This is a genomic window from Cyanobium sp. ATX 6F1 (genome assembly GCF_024346315.1).
Classification (GTDB): domain Bacteria; phylum Cyanobacteriota; class Cyanobacteriia; order PCC-6307; family Cyanobiaceae; genus ATX-6F1.
The window spans coordinates 283,713-297,465 of the sequence record NZ_JAGQCS010000004.1 but is presented as its reverse complement, the minus strand read 5'-3'; the positions used below and the strand labels follow the sequence as shown (position 1 = coordinate 297,465).

At 70.0% G+C, this 13,753-nt stretch carries 16 protein-coding genes; 10 read left to right on the top strand and 6 right to left on the bottom strand.

Features of this window, described 5'->3' with window-relative positions; all coding sequences use genetic code 11:
• Positions 1 to 1,656, bottom strand: a complete 1,656-nt coding sequence (locus tag KBZ13_RS08310) for a DUF3352 domain-containing protein (RefSeq protein ID WP_255008136.1) — start codon at positions 1,654 to 1,656, stop codon at positions 1 to 3.
• Positions 1,657 to 1,877: 221 nt separating this feature from the next.
• Here KBZ13_RS08310 and KBZ13_RS08305 point away from each other — a divergent pair, with 221 nt between their 5' ends.
• Positions 1,878 to 2,222, top strand: coding sequence for a rhodanese-like domain-containing protein (locus KBZ13_RS08305; RefSeq protein ID WP_255008135.1), 345 nt, complete (start codon positions 1,878 to 1,880; stop codon positions 2,220 to 2,222).
• A 109-nt stretch (positions 2,223 to 2,331) separates the two neighbouring features.
• Positions 2,332 to 3,342, top strand: a complete 1,011-nt coding sequence (locus KBZ13_RS08300) for an HrcA family transcriptional regulator (protein WP_409995631.1) — start codon at positions 2,332 to 2,334, stop codon at positions 3,340 to 3,342.
• Between the two features lie 9 nt (positions 3,343 to 3,351).
• Here the strand turns inward: KBZ13_RS08300 and trpB are convergent, their stop codons facing one another.
• A complete protein-coding gene (trpB, locus tag KBZ13_RS08295) occupies positions 3,352 to 4,611 on the bottom strand; it encodes a tryptophan synthase subunit beta (RefSeq protein ID WP_261358929.1) in 1,260 nt (419 codons plus the stop codon).
• Between the two features lie 75 nt (positions 4,612 to 4,686).
• Between trpB and KBZ13_RS08290 the strand changes: the two genes are divergently transcribed.
• On the top strand, positions 4,687 to 5,457 hold the full coding sequence (locus KBZ13_RS08290; RefSeq protein ID WP_255008133.1) for a 20S proteasome subunit A/B: 771 nt from the start codon (positions 4,687 to 4,689) through the stop codon (positions 5,455 to 5,457).
• A 77-nt stretch (positions 5,458 to 5,534) separates the two neighbouring features.
• Here the strand turns inward: KBZ13_RS08290 and KBZ13_RS08285 are convergent, their stop codons facing one another.
• Entirely contained in the window at positions 5,535 to 5,777 is a 243-nt protein-coding gene (locus KBZ13_RS08285; protein WP_255008132.1) for a hypothetical protein, read from the bottom strand.
• A gap of 163 nt (positions 5,778 to 5,940) precedes the next feature.
• Here KBZ13_RS08285 and KBZ13_RS08280 point away from each other — a divergent pair, with 163 nt between their 5' ends.
• The 3 genes from KBZ13_RS08280 (at position 5,941) to cysC (ending at position 8,246) form a co-directional block, all read left to right on the top strand.
• Positions 5,941 to 7,194 (top strand): mannosyltransferase family protein, encoded by a 1,254-nt coding sequence (locus KBZ13_RS08280; RefSeq protein WP_255008131.1) that lies wholly within the window; start codon positions 5,941 to 5,943, stop codon positions 7,192 to 7,194.
• 41 nt (positions 7,195 to 7,235) lie between these two features.
• Positions 7,236 to 7,562: a translation initiation factor gene (locus KBZ13_RS08275; protein ID WP_255008218.1), complete on the top strand. Its 327-nt coding sequence runs from the start codon at positions 7,236 to 7,238 to the stop codon at positions 7,560 to 7,562.
• A 66-nt stretch (positions 7,563 to 7,628) separates the two neighbouring features.
• Complete coding sequence (gene cysC / locus KBZ13_RS08270; RefSeq protein WP_255008130.1) at positions 7,629 to 8,246, top strand: adenylyl-sulfate kinase; 618 nt, start codon at positions 7,629 to 7,631, stop codon at positions 8,244 to 8,246.
• On the opposite strand, the gene KBZ13_RS08265 is transcribed toward cysC, so the two are convergent.
• Both KBZ13_RS08265 and purE read right to left on the bottom strand, forming a co-directional pair.
• On the bottom strand, positions 8,227 to 9,321 hold the full coding sequence (locus KBZ13_RS08265) for an AI-2E family transporter (RefSeq protein WP_255008129.1): 1,095 nt from the start codon (positions 9,319 to 9,321) through the stop codon (positions 8,227 to 8,229). The genes cysC and KBZ13_RS08265 overlap by 20 nt on opposite strands.
• Before the next feature lie 3 nt (positions 9,322 to 9,324).
• On the bottom strand, positions 9,325 to 9,822 hold the full coding sequence (gene purE / locus KBZ13_RS08260; RefSeq protein WP_255008216.1) for a 5-(carboxyamino)imidazole ribonucleotide mutase: 498 nt from the start codon (positions 9,820 to 9,822) through the stop codon (positions 9,325 to 9,327).
• Between the two features lie 122 nt (positions 9,823 to 9,944).
• Between purE and KBZ13_RS08255 the strand changes: the two genes are divergently transcribed.
• Genes KBZ13_RS08255 through KBZ13_RS08240 form a run of 4 tightly spaced genes read left to right on the top strand, consistent with a single transcriptional unit; the run spans position 9,945 to position 12,641 of the window.
• Complete coding sequence (locus KBZ13_RS08255) at positions 9,945 to 11,081, top strand: N-acetylglucosamine-6-phosphate deacetylase (protein ID WP_255008128.1); 1,137 nt, start codon at positions 9,945 to 9,947, stop codon at positions 11,079 to 11,081.
• Between the two features lie 42 nt (positions 11,082 to 11,123).
• The gene (gene bchM, locus KBZ13_RS08250) at positions 11,124 to 11,843 is read left to right on the top strand and encodes a magnesium protoporphyrin IX methyltransferase (protein ID WP_255008126.1); all 720 of its coding nucleotides are present in this window, start codon (positions 11,124 to 11,126) and stop codon (positions 11,841 to 11,843) included.
• Positions 11,844 to 11,899: 56 nt separating this feature from the next.
• Positions 11,900 to 12,169 (top strand): hypothetical protein, encoded by a 270-nt coding sequence (locus KBZ13_RS08245; protein WP_255008124.1) that lies wholly within the window; start codon positions 11,900 to 11,902, stop codon positions 12,167 to 12,169.
• 43 nt (positions 12,170 to 12,212) lie between these two features.
• A complete protein-coding gene (locus tag KBZ13_RS08240) occupies positions 12,213 to 12,641 on the top strand; it encodes a type II toxin-antitoxin system VapC family toxin (RefSeq protein WP_255008122.1) in 429 nt (142 codons plus the stop codon).
• A 100-nt stretch (positions 12,642 to 12,741) separates the two neighbouring features.
• Here KBZ13_RS08240 and KBZ13_RS08235 read toward each other — a convergent pair whose 3' ends face one another.
• A complete protein-coding gene (locus KBZ13_RS08235; protein WP_255008120.1) occupies positions 12,742 to 13,749 on the bottom strand; it encodes a pseudouridine synthase in 1,008 nt (335 codons plus the stop codon).
• Between the last annotated feature and the right edge of the window lie 4 nt (positions 13,750 to 13,753).

Sequence of the window (13,753 nt, the reverse complement as noted above, 5' to 3'; positions counted from 1 at the left end):
TCAACCCAGCTCCAAGCGGGCCCTCAGCAGCAGAGCGCCGGGGCTGGAATCGCTGGCGGCCCCTGGGGCCTCGGCGCCGGGGCTCCCCCGGAGGCTCAGGGCCAGCCCTTGGACCCGATCGGTCAGGGGGGCGCCAGCCAGACCGCCCAGCAGCTGCCAGGGCTGCCAACGGCCCAGCAGGGCCCGGGCCGGCACCGGCGAGAGGGCCCACTGGATCGGGGCACCCGAACTGGCCAGGGCCTCCAGCTGATCCAGGCGCTGGCGGGCGGGGGAATGGCCTTGCCACTGGTCCTGGAGCACCGCCAGGCCCTCGCCCCACCAGGCCACCCCCGCCTCGACGCTGCGGGCGCCGGCCAGGCTGGCGCGCAGTTGGTCGGGGTCGCCCTTGATCGGCCGGGCCTGAAGCTGGGTCCAGGCCGTGAGCTCGTGGCCGTCGGCACTCAGGGGGGCCTCCTGGTAGCCGGCGGCGGCCAGGGCGGGCTGCAGATCGGCGGGCCGGGGCTGCTCCGTGGCGGTGCCGATCAACCAGCCCCCCGGCTGGGCCGCCACCAGCAGCGGCCCCGGGGTGCGCTGGGCCACCAGGGACGGCAGGGGCCCCCCCAGGTTGGCGAGCGCTTCCGCCAACACCGTGCCCAGCAAGGCATCGCCGCTGGGGGGCTCGCCCTCGCCGCCCTTGAGCAGAGCAGCGGAATCAGCCAGAAGCAGCAGGCTGGTGGGGTTGCCCCGCAGGGCCGCCAGCAGCGGCCTGCCAGCGGCATCGGCGACGGCATTGGCGGCGGCATTGGCGGCCACTCCGAGGGTGCCCGCACCCTCCAGGCGCGCCTCCAGCACCAGTCCGGCGCCGGAGGGCGCCAGGGAGGCGACCAGGGATTGCAGGGGGGAGACGGAGGCCAGGGGGGCCGGCAGACCCAGCCAGGGGGGCAGCGCTCCTGGACGGGCCGTCACCAGAACGATGCCGGGACCCAGGCGCTCGATCGCCTCGCGCCAGGACGAACTGCCCGCCTGGTTGAGTGCGTCGATCTGGGAAACGTCCAGGGCCTGCTCCAGCACCATCCGCCCAGAGGCGATCAGCACCAGTTGGTCGTCGATCAGAGCAGTGGCCAGGGGCTGGGGGCGCTGGCCCAACAGGGCTCCGCGGCCGCTGATCAGACCCATGCCGCGGTAACGGCTGATCTGCAGGTCGGTGCCGGCCAGGCTGCGGGTCTGCCAGAAGCGCTGCAGAAAGCGGCGGGCCCCCTGGGGATCGCGGCTGGACAAGGCCAGCACCCAGCCGGGCGCAGCCCCCTCCGTGGGGGCATCGAGCAGGGCGAGGCTGAGATCGCCGCCCAGCCAGCCGGCCAGCTCACCGGGGTAATCGAGGCCGGCGGCGGCGAAGGCCCCATCCCTCAGCCGTTCCACAGCGGCAGCGGCCTGGCGCCGCTGGCGGGGGGAAGCGACCGCCCTGGCATAGGCCACCGCCTGGTCGGGGCTGATCTGGAGATGAACGCTGAGCGGAGCGTTGCGCGCAATGAAGCGGGAGGCCAGGGGCACCCGCAGGCTGTGGTTCTGGAGCGCCAGGGGGCTCTGGCGCAACAGCAACCACCAACCCCCGGCCGCCAGCGAAAGCAGGAGCAAGGCCACCGCCAGCACAACCGCAAGGAAGGGGCGGAGCTTCACGCGGCGACCACAGCAGTGGCCTCATCTTTGTGCATCGAGGTTCTGTTTGACACTCTTCCCTCTGAGCGCGCACCCTTCCGTTTGAACTCGGTAAGTTTCAGCGCCATCGGTTCGACAGCTCCCCAGCTCGGCAGGCCCAGCTGTTGAGGAGCGATCGTTTGAACAGCTCACCCATCCGGCGAACGGCCCTTCCTTCACCCCGCCACGGAACAACCCACCCCATGCCCCAACCCTTCAGCCTCTCCGCCAGCGATCTCAACAACCGCCTGAACGGCGGGGAGGACCTGCAACTGGTGGATGTGCGCGAAGCCTCCGAACTGGAGCTGGCCGCCCTGGGCCATCCCGTGATCCACCTGGCCCTGAGCGCATCAAGGGAATGGACGGAGCGGATCGACAGCCTGCTGGATCGCAGCCGCCCCGTGGTGGTGCTCTGCCATGCGGGCATGCGCAGCTGGCAGTTCGCCTCCTGGCTGATCGAGACCCAGGGCTTCAGCGACGTGTGGAACCTCCAGGGCGGCATCGAGGCCTGGAGCGTGGAGGTGGATCCAACGGTTCCCCGTTACTGAGCGCCCAGGGCTCCCCAGCATCCAGCAGCCAGTCATTAGGCAGCGCCTGCCTGGTCAGTTCCCCCTACGATCCAGGCCGGTGCACCATGACCCCCTGCTGAGCTCCGGCCTGCCTCCTCTACCCCGCCGCCAACAGGAGGTGCTGCAGGCCACCGTGCGCCATTACGTGGACACCATGGAACCGGTGGGCAGCCACACCCTGGTGCGGCGTTTCGGCCTGACCGCCAGCGCGGCCACGGTGCGCTCGGCCATGGGGGCGCTCGAGCAGAAGGGTCTGCTCACCCAGCCCCACACCTCCGCGGGGCGGGTGCCCAGCCAACAGGGCTACCGCCTCTACGTGGACTGCCTGCTGCCCGCCCCAGGGGCCGCGGCCCTGCAGCTGGAGCGGGAGATGGCCAGCCTCAGCCTGCAGTGGACAGCGCTCGATGACCTGCTGCTCCACCTGGCCCGGCGGCTGGCGGACATGACCGGGCTGCTCAGCCTGATCACCCGGCCCCAACGGAGCCAGCCCAGCCTCCAGGCCCTGCGGCTTGTGCCCAGCGGCGAGCGGCTGCTGGTGCTGCTGGTGGAAGGGTCCACCACTGCCACCAGCCTCAACCTGCGCCTGCCAGGGGGCACCGCCAGCGAGGTGCCGGCCCTGGAGCGCTGGGCCGCCACCCAGCTCCAGGCCCGCCAGGACCATCAGGGCGACGGCCTCGACTGGGACAACCTGCCCCCGCAGCTGGAGCGCAGCGGCACGCTGCTTCGTCAGGCCCTGGAGCGCCACCGGCGGGCCCGTGGCAGCGAGAGCGAGGGTGCCCTGGCCCTGGGGTTGGGGGGGTTGATGGGCCAACCGGAATTCAGCCGCACGGCCAGCCTCCGGCCTCTGCTGCAACTGGTGGAGGAGCAGCCCCAGCAGCTGCTTCAACCTGAAGGCATCAGCGCCCTGGGGGGCATCTGGATCGGGGCGGAGCACCCCCACAAGGCGCTGGAGCATTGCGCGGTGGTGCAGGCCAGCTACGCCACCGGCGAAGGGATCGGGGGCCACGTGGCCGTCGTCGGACCGATGCGCATGGCCTATGCCACCGCCCGGGCCGCCGTACGCACGGTGGCCACCAGCCTCAGCCGATTGCTGAACTAGAGCGATCCCTCAGTTGGCAGGCCGCAGCTCATCATCGAGCCGGTCGGCCACGGTGTTCACATCTTTATCACCGCGGCCGGAGAGGTTGATCACCACCTCGGTGCCAGGCGCCAGGGTGGGGCAGAGCTGCTCCAGCCAGGCAAAGGCGTGGGCCGTCTCCAGGGCCGGGATGATTCCTTCCAGCCGGCTGACCCGCTGCAGGGCCTCAAGGGCCTGCTGATCGGTGACGGCGGCGTACTCCGCACGGCCAATCTCCCGCAGGTAGCTGTGCTCCGGGCCCACACCTGGGTAATCCAGGCCGGCGCTGATCGAGTGGGCCTCCTGCACCTGGCCCTCGTTGTCTTGAAGCAGCAGGCTCATCGCCCCGTGCAGCACCCCCACGCGGCCCTCGGTGATCGTGGCGGCGTGGCGGCCGCTGGCCACCCCCTCGCCGGCGGCTTCCACCCCGATCAGGCGCACGGAGGTGTCAGCGACGAAGGGGTGGAACAGGCCCATGGCGTTGGAGCCGCCGCCCACGCAGGCCAGCAGCACATCCGGGAGGCGGCCGAAGGCCTCGGTGCACTGGCGTTTGGCCTCCACGCCGATCACGGCGTGGAAATCGCGCACCAGCATCGGGTAGGGGTGGGGACCGGCCACCGAACCGAGGATGTAATGGGTGGTCTCCACATTGGTGACCCAGTCGCGGATCGCTTCGCTGGTGGCATCTTTGAGGGTGGCGGTGCCGGCGGTGACCGGCTGCACCGTTGCTCCGAGCAGGCGCATGCGGAACACGTTCAGGGCCTGGCGGCGCATGTCCTCGGCGCCCATGAAGACAACGCACTCCAGGCCGAAGCGGGCACAGACCGTGGCCGTGGCCACCCCGTGCTGGCCGGCGCCGGTCTCGGCGATGATCCGCCGCTTGCCCATGCGCAGGGCCAACAGGGCCTGACCGAGGGCGTTGTTGATCTTGTGGGCACCGGTGTGGTTGAGGTCCTCGCGTTTGAGCCACAGGCGCGGGCCCCCTTCCGGGCGGCGGTAGTGCTCGCTCAGCCGCTCGGCCTCATACAACGGCGTCGGCCGGCCCACATAGGTGCGCAGCAGGTGATCGAGGCGGGCGGTGAAGGCCGGGTCCGCCCAGGCCTCGGCGGCCGCCCGCTCCAGGTCCAGCAAGGCCGGGATGAGGGTTTCGGGCACGTACTGCCCCCCGAAGCGCCCAAAGCGGCCCAGGGCGTTGGGGCGGGCCTCCTGCGCCAGTTCCGCCGACGTGGGCTGGGTGGTGGTCACGGGCAGGTCGAAGCAGCGGCCATCACACTAGGAAGTGAGGCTCCCTGACTACGCTCGATCGTTCAAGGCTCACTTGCCTCAATGACCTATTGCATCGGTTATTGGCTGGAGCAGGGGCTGGTGTTGGTCTCCGATTCCCGCACCAATGCGGGGGTGGACTACATCTCCAGCTACAGCAAGATGCATGTGTTCCAGCCAGGTCCTGATCGGCTGTTCGTGCTGCTGGCGGCGGGAAGCCTGGCCACCACCCAGGCGGTGATCAACTGGATCCGCCGGGATCTGGACCGTGACGCGGATCTGGAGGCAGGGTCAGGCAAGGATTTGCGTCATTGCGACCATCTCTTCGAAGCGGCGGCCTATATCGGCCGCGTGAATGTGGCCGTTCAGAAAGAGAACGAAGCCGCCCTGCGCGGGTCTGGAGCCAGTGGCGGAGCTTCTTTTATCCTCGGTGGGCAGATCGGCAGCGAGTCCCATGGGCTGTTTCTCATCTACTCCGAGGGCAACGCCATCATGGCGACGCGCGAAACGCCTTATCTTCAGATTGGAGAGAGTAAATATGGCAAACCCCCGCTCGACAATGTGGGCCACACCAACCTTTCGCTCGAAGATGCCGCCCGGCTCTGCCTGATCTCAGAAGTGCTCACCCAGCGCTCCAATCTCAGCGTGGGGCCACCGTTCGAGCTGGTGGTCATTCCAGCGGGAAGTCGGGCGATTTCGCACCAACTCAGGTTCGAGGCCGATGCACCTGAACTCTCCGAGATGATCGAGACCTGGAGCAAGGCCCAGCGGGAGGCTCTGTACCACCTCCCACGTTTTCCCTGGGAAAGCCTGGCCCCGGCAGCCCGGACCTGAGCCGATGACGGCCGCAGCAGGGCGCATCAGCCAGGGTGAGGAGTTCAGCTGACGCTCGGCAACAGGAGCCGCCAAGTTCAATGGCTGCTTGCGGGGGCCTTGGCTGGGCGCTTGTTGGCGGCGGATTTCGCTGACGGCAGCGGCGGCGGTGGGGTCACGGGCCAACCCGCCGGCATCGGCACCTTGATGCGCTTGGCCTGGCAGAGCGGCACCCCGGCCAGCGAGCCGATCAGCACCTCCTGGTCGGGGGAGGGTGGCTGACGGCAGGCGGGTGGCTCCTGGCGGCCCGGCAGCGCCACCCGCACCATCTCGACTTGCACGGGTGGGAGATCCACAGACTGTTGCTGCGCAGTGATTGCAGAAGTAGCGGGGACCTTCGCCATGGGCAAGGGCGGCTGAGAGGACAGCACCGGCCAACTGCTGCGACGTTGAACCGGAACTCCTGCCGGCACTGCCAGGATCAGGCGACACGCTCTTGAGCCCGTGTCGCCTGATCCCCCCGGTCCCGGACATCCAGGCGCCAGACCCTTCTTTTTGCCCCTGGTGGTGTTCAGTTGGCTGGGAAGCCGGCTGCTGTTCTTCGGATCCCTCGCCCTCGCGGTGACGGTCACGGCACCGGGCCAGCTCGCCGAACGACTCTCGTCATGGGACGGAGCCCACTATCTGCGGATCGCCCTTGAGGGTTACGCAGACAACAACCTGGCTTTTTTCCCAGCGTTTCCGGCCGCGGTCCGGCTGGTGAGCGATCTGCTGCCGCTGCCGCCGCTGGTGGTGGCTCTGCTGCTGTCGAACGGGGCCTTCCTGGTAGCCCTGGCACTGCTGCACCGTCTCAGTGAACGCTGGCTGGGAGCCGAGGCCGCCCGCGCCACGGTGCTGCTCACCTGCCTGAATCCGCTCAGCATCTTCTTCTCCCTGCCCTACACGGAATCGTTCTTCCTGCTCTTCAGTACCCTCTCGCTCACCTGGCTGGGAAGGGATCCGATCCCTTCGGTGCGGTTGGCGCCGATCGCCGCACTCTGCGCGGCCTCGCGTCCGAACGGCGTGGCCATCGTGGTACCGATCCTGCTCGCCTATGCCCGCCAGCGCCGCCTGGGCGCCGGCCTGGCGGTGGCCCTGGCGGGCCTGGGGGGGTTGGCGGCGGTGGCCTGGATCGGCCTGCACCTGCGCGGTGACCCCCTGGCCTTCCTCCATGCCCAGAAGGCCTGGGGTAACCAGCCGGGGCTCAACATTTCCGGCCTCTCCTACTGGGCAAAAGATCTGACGAAGGTGTTCTTTGGAACCACGAAGGGAGGGCCCTCCGCCCCGCTGAAACTCCTCCATCCGGTCCTGATGACGATCACGGTGCTACTGGGGGGGATCGCCTTCCTGCTGCGCCATGGGCGCCCCAAGACCGGCTTCGCGCTCTCCCTGGTGGCGTTTGTGGGGGCCTGGCTGGTGGGTGGCATGTCCGCCCTCAACCTGATGGTGGTGGTGGGTGCGGTTCTGCTGCTTCTGCGGGGCCGCCGAGAGCTTCCTCTGGAGCTCTGGGGCTTCGCGGCCGCCAGCCTGCTCCTCTACCTGATGAAACAGAACACGATGAGCCTGGAGCGGCATGTCTTCGCCACGGCGCCCCTGCTGATGCTCTACGGCGCCCAACTCCAGCGGCATCCCCGCTGGCTGGGATTCCTGCTCGGCTTCGGAACGCTGCAGCTGGTGCTCTATGCCCTGCGGCTGGCCCATGGCCTCTGGATCGGCTGACCTGCTGCGCTGTGATGGCTCAACTAACGGGGACGTTCGCCATGGGCAAGGGAGGCTGGCAGGAATTCAGCCGGGCCGAGAGCCTGCAGCGGCCGGGGCAGGGGGGAACGGACCCCCTGCCCCGGGCCCAGCAACGGGTGCGCGTGCAGCGCACCAAGGCGGGCAAGGGGGGCAAGACCGTGACCGTGATCACCGGCCTCGACCTGGGCGACGGGGAGGCCAAAGCCCTGCTCAAGGCCCTCAAGGCGCGCGCCGGCAGCGGCGGCACGCTCAAAGACGGGGTAATTGAACTCCAGGGCGACCAGCTGGCCGCGGCCTTGGCACTGCTGGAGCAGGAGGGCTTCCGGCCCAAGCAGGCGGGGGGGTAGTCCTGGCCCACCACTGGGCCCAACGCCAGGGACAATGGCTCGATCGCTTCTGCCCCCGGCTGCGCCATGACGAGCACCAAAGCCACCAACATCGTCTGGCACCACTCCTCGGTGGACCGCGCCGCCCGGGCCCACCAACGCGGGCACCGCAGCGCCATCCTCTGGTTCACCGGGCTTTCGGGCGCGGGCAAGAGCACCCTGGCGAATGCGGTGAATTCGGCCCTGTTCGAGCAGGGGCTGAGCTGCTACGTGCTCGATGGCGACAACGTGCGCCACGGGCTCTGCAGCGACCTGGGCTTCTCCGACGCCGCCCGCGAGGAAAACATCCGCCGCATCGGCGAGGTCGCCAAGCTGTTTCTCGACGCCGGCGTGGTGGTGCTCACCGCCTTCGTCTCGCCGTTCCGGGCCGACCGCGAGCGGGCCCGTGCCCTGGTGGATGCCGGCGACTTCATCGAGATCCACTGCGCCGCCGATCTTGAGGTCTGCGAAGGCCGCGACACCAAGGGGCTCTACGCCAAGGCCCGCGCCGGAGCGATCAAGGAGTTCACCGGGATCTCCAGCCCCTACGAGCTGCCGGAGGCCCCCGAGCTGCGCATCGACACCGGCGGCCAGAGCCTGGAGGCCTGCGTGCAGGAGGTGGTGAATTACCTGGCGGCCGCTGGGATCATTCCAGCGGCACCTTGATCGAATCGGGCTCCGGCAGCCCCAGGCCCTGGGCCCAGGCGTCGAGGAAGGTCTTCAGGCAACTGGCCACGGGCACCGCCAGCAGCAGCCCCAGCAACTCCCCAAGCCCCAGCAGGCTGCCCACCCGGGCGCCGATCGGCAGGCTGACCAACAGCCAGGCGGGTTGAAGCCCCACGATCTGGCCCATCAGGCGGGGCTGGATCACCTGGTCCACCACCTGGCCCACGGAAATGGCGGCGGCCAGCACCTCCAGGCCCGTGCGGGGATCTTCAAGGGCCAGCAGGAGACTGACCAAGGTGATTGTGAGCGCGCTGGCGTAAGGCACCAGGGTGGTGAAGCCGATCGCCACGGCGAACAGCACCCCGTAGGGGATCCCCAGCAGGGTGAAGACGATGATCTGGGCGCCGCTGAGGATCAGGGCGAGCACCACCTGGCCGGCGAAGTAGCCACGGAACGTGCGCATCACGGTGCCGAGCACCAGCTCCCGCCAGCTGTCCGGCAGCCAGCGGGCCAGGCCGCGACTGATGGAATCCGCCCCCACCAGCAGGAACACCGCCAGCACCAAGACGATCAAGGTGTTGATCGTGAGATTGAGGGTGGCCCCAAGCAGGGCCAGCAACTGCTGGCTGAATCGGCTGGCCAGCTGGGTGGAGCGGGTCAGAAGCTCGCTGCTGAGATCACCGAAATCCGCCGGCAAGCCCCGGGCCGTCAAGCTCGCCTGCAGCTCATTGAGCAGATTTTCCGTCTGGGCCAGCCAACCGGGCAGGGCCGTGACCAGATCCCCCAGCTGCTGCACCAGCCGCGGCACCAGCCAGAGGGCCGCCAGCACCCCCAAGCCAAAGGTTAGGCCCACCACCAACAGCAGGGCCAGGGGCCGGGGCAGGCCGCGGCCCGTGAGCCAGCGGCTGGGCAGATCGAGCAAAAAGGCGATCAACGCCGCCCCCAGGAACAGGGCGGGGAAGGGAGCCAGGGGCACCAGCAGCTGGCGCAGCACGAAGAGGTTGAGCACCAGCAGGGGCAGGGCCAGGGCCAGCCGCAGCCAACGGGGCACCACCAGAGAAACAATGGGGCCCATGGCTCAGGGGGCCATCTGGCGCAGGTACTCGGCGCTGCCGAGGGCCTGGAGCCGCCCATCCTTCGCAACCACCTGGTCATGCAACTCCTGCCGGTAGGCCTCGACGGCCGCCAGCAACGCGGGATCGGCCGTGGCCAGGATCTGGACGGCCAGCAGGCCGGCGTTGGTGCCATTGCCGATGGCCACGGTGGCCACCGGGATGCCTGCGGGCATCTGCACGATCGAATGCAGTGAATCCACCCCGGACAGAGCTTTGCTCTGCACGGGCACCCCGATCACCGGCAAGGGGGTGAGGGCGGCCACCATCCCCGGCAGGTGGGCGGCGCCCCCGGCGCCGGCGATCACCACCTTGAGGCCCCGGCCGGCGGCGGCGCGGGCAAACGCGACCATTTCCTCGGGGGTGCGGTGGGCCGAGAGCACGCGTAGCTCATGGGCGATGCCGAAACGCTCCAGGATCCGCACCGCCGGCTCCAGGGTGGGCAGATCGGAATCGCTGCCCATCACGACGGCCACCAACGGGGTGGGGAATGGGGTGGGGGCGGCGACCACGGGGGCGAGGAACGGAGAATGGCATTCTCCGCTCCGGCGCGGCCCACCGCCACCTGCCCATCTCCCATCTCCCCATGCGCTGGCTCAGCAACGTCCGTCTCCCCGGCGATGAGCGCCTCTGGCGTGTGGGCCTGGGTGAGGAGGGCCAGATCACTGCCCTGCGGCCCCTGGCCCCGGGCAGCCGCGCCGCCGGCGACGACTGGCGGGGCGACTGGCTCAGCCCGGGCGGGGTGGACCTGCAGATCAACGGCGGGCTGGGGCTGGCCTTCCCGGAACTTCAGGAGAGCGACCTGCCCCGGCTGCTGGAGCTGCTGGAGCGGCTCTGGAGCGACGGCGTGGAGGCGATCTGCCCCACCCTGGTGACCTGCGACGTGGGCCCCCTGCGCCAGGCCCTGGCGGTGCTGGAGCAGGCCCGCTCCCTGCACGGCCGCGGGCGCTGCCAGCTGCTGGGGGGCCACCTGGAGGGCCCGTTTCTGGCCCCCGGGCGCCGGGGCGCCCACCCCAGCCAGCACCTGGTGGCGCCCAGCCTGGCGGCCCTGCGGGAGCGCATCGGCGGTTTTGAAGCCACGATCGACCTGGTCACCCTGGCGCCAGAGCTGGCGGGAGCCGCTGAGCTGATCGAGGCCCTGCGCGCCGACGGGATCGTGGTCAGCCTGGGGCACAGCGAAGCGGATGAAACCCAGGCGGGTGACGCCTTCGCGGCGGGGGTGGCGATGGTGACCCACAGCTTCAATGCCATGGCCGGCCTGGGCCACCGCGCCCCGGGGCCCCTGGCGGCGGCGGTGCTGCGGGGCGATGTGGCCCTGGGGCTGATCGCCGACGGGGTGCACGTGGCCCCCTCGATGGCCCTGCTGCTGCAGCGTCTGGCGCCCGAGCAGCTGGTGATCGTCAGCGATGCCCTGGGCCCCTACGGACTGGAGGAGGGCCGCCACCGCTGGGATGAACGCGTGCTGCTGGTGGAAGACGGCAGCTGCCGGCTGGAGGACGGCACCCTGGCGGGGGTGACCCTGCCGCTTCTGGAGGGGGTGAAGCGCCTGGCGGGCTGGGGCGGGGACGCCGCCGGGGCGATCCGGGCGGCCACCGTGACCCCAAGGCGAGTGCTGGGGGACGAACGGCCGCTGGAGGAACTGCTGCTGGGGATGCCGATCGAGGAGTGCCTGCGCTGGCACACGGGCGCTGCAGGCACCTTGAGCTGGCGGCGCGCTGCCTAGGATCCGCGCCCATTCCCCCAGGCCGCCCACGGCCCCGTCCCCATGCCCGCCGATCAGCTGCTGGATCCCTGCCCGAAGGCGGCCGAAAAAGCGGAGGTGCATGCCTACTTCAACAGCACCGGCTTCGAGCGCTGGAACCGCATCTACAGCGATTCGAGCGAGGTCAACAAGGTGCAGCGCAACATCCGCCTCGGCCACCAGAAGACGGTGGATCAGGTGCTGGGGTGGCTGCAGGAGGAAGGGGATCTGGCTCAGCGCAGCTTCTGCGACGCCGGCTGCGGGGTGGGCAGCCTCAGCCTGCCCCTGGCGGCGCTCGGGGCCGGCCGCATCGCCGCCAGTGATCTGTCGGAGGCGATGGTGGCCGAGGCCCAACGCCGGGCCGATGGGCTGGGCCTCGATCCCCAGCGGCTGAGCTTCAGCAGCTCCGATCTCGAGAGCCTGAGCGGCCTCTACGACACGGTGATCTGCCTCGATGTGTTCATCCACTACCCCCAGGAAGCCGCCGAGCAGATGGTGGAGCACCTGGCGGGGCTGGCGGAGCGGCGGCTGATCGTGAGCTTCGCCCCCTACACACCGCTGCTGGCTGCGCTCAAGCGCATCGGCGAGCTGTTCCCCGGCCCCAGCAAGACCACCCGCGCCTACACCCTCAAGGAAACGGGCATCGTGGCGGCGGCCGAACGCAGCGGCTTTGTGCCCATGCGCCGCAGCCTCAATCAGGCGCCGTTTTACTTCTCGCGGCTGGTGGAGTTCCAGCGGGGCTAGCGACAACCGGAATCGTCCCCTGTTGATGCCATGATGATGTTGCAGGAGGCATCAAGATGCGCACCACCCTCACCGTTGACGACCAGTTGCTCACGGCGCTCAAGCAACGGGCCCTGGAGCAGGGGAAGCCGTTTCGGACCGTGGTGGAAGCAACCCTGCGGGCGGGGCTGAGCGCTCCGGCCACCCCGGCCGGCCCTTCGGGCGGCCCCTACCAACTGACCCCCGTGGCCATGGGTGCACCCCGCCAGCCGCTGGAGCGGGCCCTGGCCCTGGCTGATCGACTGGAGGAGGACGCCATCGCCGCCAAGCTGGCCCAACGGCGTTGAAGGCGGCTCAGCCCAAAGCCATGGACCGGGCCAGCGCTGCGCCGTGATCATCCCCGACGCCAACGTGCTGCTCTACGCCGTGAACCAGGACGCGCCCCAACATGGACCGGCGCGGCACTGGTTGGAAGCGACCCTCTCCGGAGACGAAGCGGTGGGCTGGACCTGGCTGGTGCTGCTCGCCTTCCTGCGCATCAGCACCAGCCAGCGGGTGTTCGATCGGCCGCTGGAGGTGGACGAAGCCCTGGCGCTGATCGACGGCTGGCTGGAGCGGCCGGTGAGCCGCCTGGTGCAACCGGGCCCGCACCACTGGCCCTTGCTGCGCCAGCTTCTGAGCGCCAGCGGCACCGCCGCCAACCTCAGCTCCGATGCCCATCTGGCCGCCATCGCCCTGGAGCAGGGGGCCCGGCTGGCGAGCTGCGACCGGGATTTTCAGCGCTTTTCAGGGCTGCGGGCGGAGGCTCCGCTGCGCTGAGCTGATCAGGAGTTCGATCAGCGCGGGCCTCAACAGCGATTCATCCTCAAGTGGCCAAGACCTGTCGACGGAAGGGACCTTGTCGACCGCGTGGCTCCGATCAAGCGCCCGAACCCAAGAGCCCAAGCCCCTCCGGCAGCGGTGCCTCCAGCTCCAGCAGCTCCCCGTCCGGGCGCAGCAGCACCAGCCGATGGGCATGGAGCCGGTAGCCCCCTTCCCCCGGAAGCACCTCGGCGCGGGCCAGGCCGCCCGGCAGATACAGCGGATCCCCCAGCAGGGGCGCGCCGAGGGCGGCGGCATGGATGCGGATCTGGTGAGGCCTGCCGCTGGCGATCGCCACCTCCACCAGGTCGGCACCCGGGCGGCGCTCCAGCAACTTCAGCGTGCTGCGGGCCGCCAGGGCGCCGGGTTCCCCGTCGGCTGCGGCACACCACACCTGATTCAGCAGTGGATGGGGCCGGCGGCCGATGGGGGTGGAGAGCGTGATCGATTCACCCAGCTTCAAGGGCAGGGGAAGGGGCTCGGTCAACGCCCGGTAGAGCTTGCGGCAGCAGGGCGCTTCGCCAACCTGCCGCGCTGCGCCCGCCGTGCTCTCCCGCAGCTGGTCGCTCAACCAGGCCCGGGTGGTCGGGCGGCGGGCGCAGACCAGCAGCCCCGAGGTGAAGCGCCCCAGCCGGTGCACGGGCCGGGGCATATCGGCGGCGTCACCGCCAGCCTCTTCGGAGTGGCGGCGCTCCAGCAGCCGCAGCAGGGTGTGCTCCAGGAAGCCCCCGGCGGGCAGCACCGGCAGGCCGCTGGGCTTGTCGATCACCAGCAGATCGCCGTCATCAAACAGGAGCTGCCACGACCCCGGCACGGCGGCCTCCTCCCAGGGGGGCCGATGCCATTGCAACTGGTCTCCGGCCAAGAGGGCAGCATCGGCCCGGAGCCTGCTGCCGTTCCTGTGGAGCTCCCCGGCCGCCAGGCGCTGCGTCCACACCGCCCGATCGGAATGGCGGTAACGGGCCGCATAGAAGCTCAGCACCGTCGCTCCCGCCGGCTCCGCCCCGATGCGATCGCGGTAGGTCCAGCCGCGATTGAACGCCGCCGGCAGCCAGCCCTCGGCCACGGGC

Excerpts from the sequence above, each read along its gene's own strand:
- KBZ13_RS08305 (WP_255008135.1), top strand. The coding sequence starts at position 1,878 with ATGCCCCAACCCTTCAGCCTCTCCGCCAGCGATCTCAACAACCGCCTG.
- KBZ13_RS08290 (WP_255008133.1), top strand. The coding sequence starts at position 4,687 with ATGACCTATTGCATCGGTTATTGGCTGGAGCAGGGGCTGGTGTTGGTC.
- KBZ13_RS08275 (WP_255008218.1), top strand. The coding sequence starts at position 7,236 with ATGGGCAAGGGAGGCTGGCAGGAATTCAGCCGGGCCGAGAGCCTGCAG.
- cysC (WP_255008130.1), top strand. The coding sequence starts at position 7,629 with ATGACGAGCACCAAAGCCACCAACATCGTCTGGCACCACTCCTCGGTG.
- KBZ13_RS08265 (WP_255008129.1), bottom strand. The coding sequence starts at position 9,321 with ATGGGCCCCATTGTTTCTCTGGTGGTGCCCCGTTGGCTGCGGCTGGCC.
- purE (WP_255008216.1), bottom strand. The coding sequence starts at position 9,822 with ATGGGCAGCGATTCCGATCTGCCCACCCTGGAGCCGGCGGTGCGGATC.
- KBZ13_RS08255 (WP_255008128.1), top strand. The coding sequence starts at position 9,945 with ATGCGCTGGCTCAGCAACGTCCGTCTCCCCGGCGATGAGCGCCTCTGG.
- bchM (WP_255008126.1), top strand. The coding sequence starts at position 11,124 with ATGCCCGCCGATCAGCTGCTGGATCCCTGCCCGAAGGCGGCCGAAAAA.
- KBZ13_RS08245 (WP_255008124.1), top strand. The coding sequence starts at position 11,900 with ATGCGCACCACCCTCACCGTTGACGACCAGTTGCTCACGGCGCTCAAG.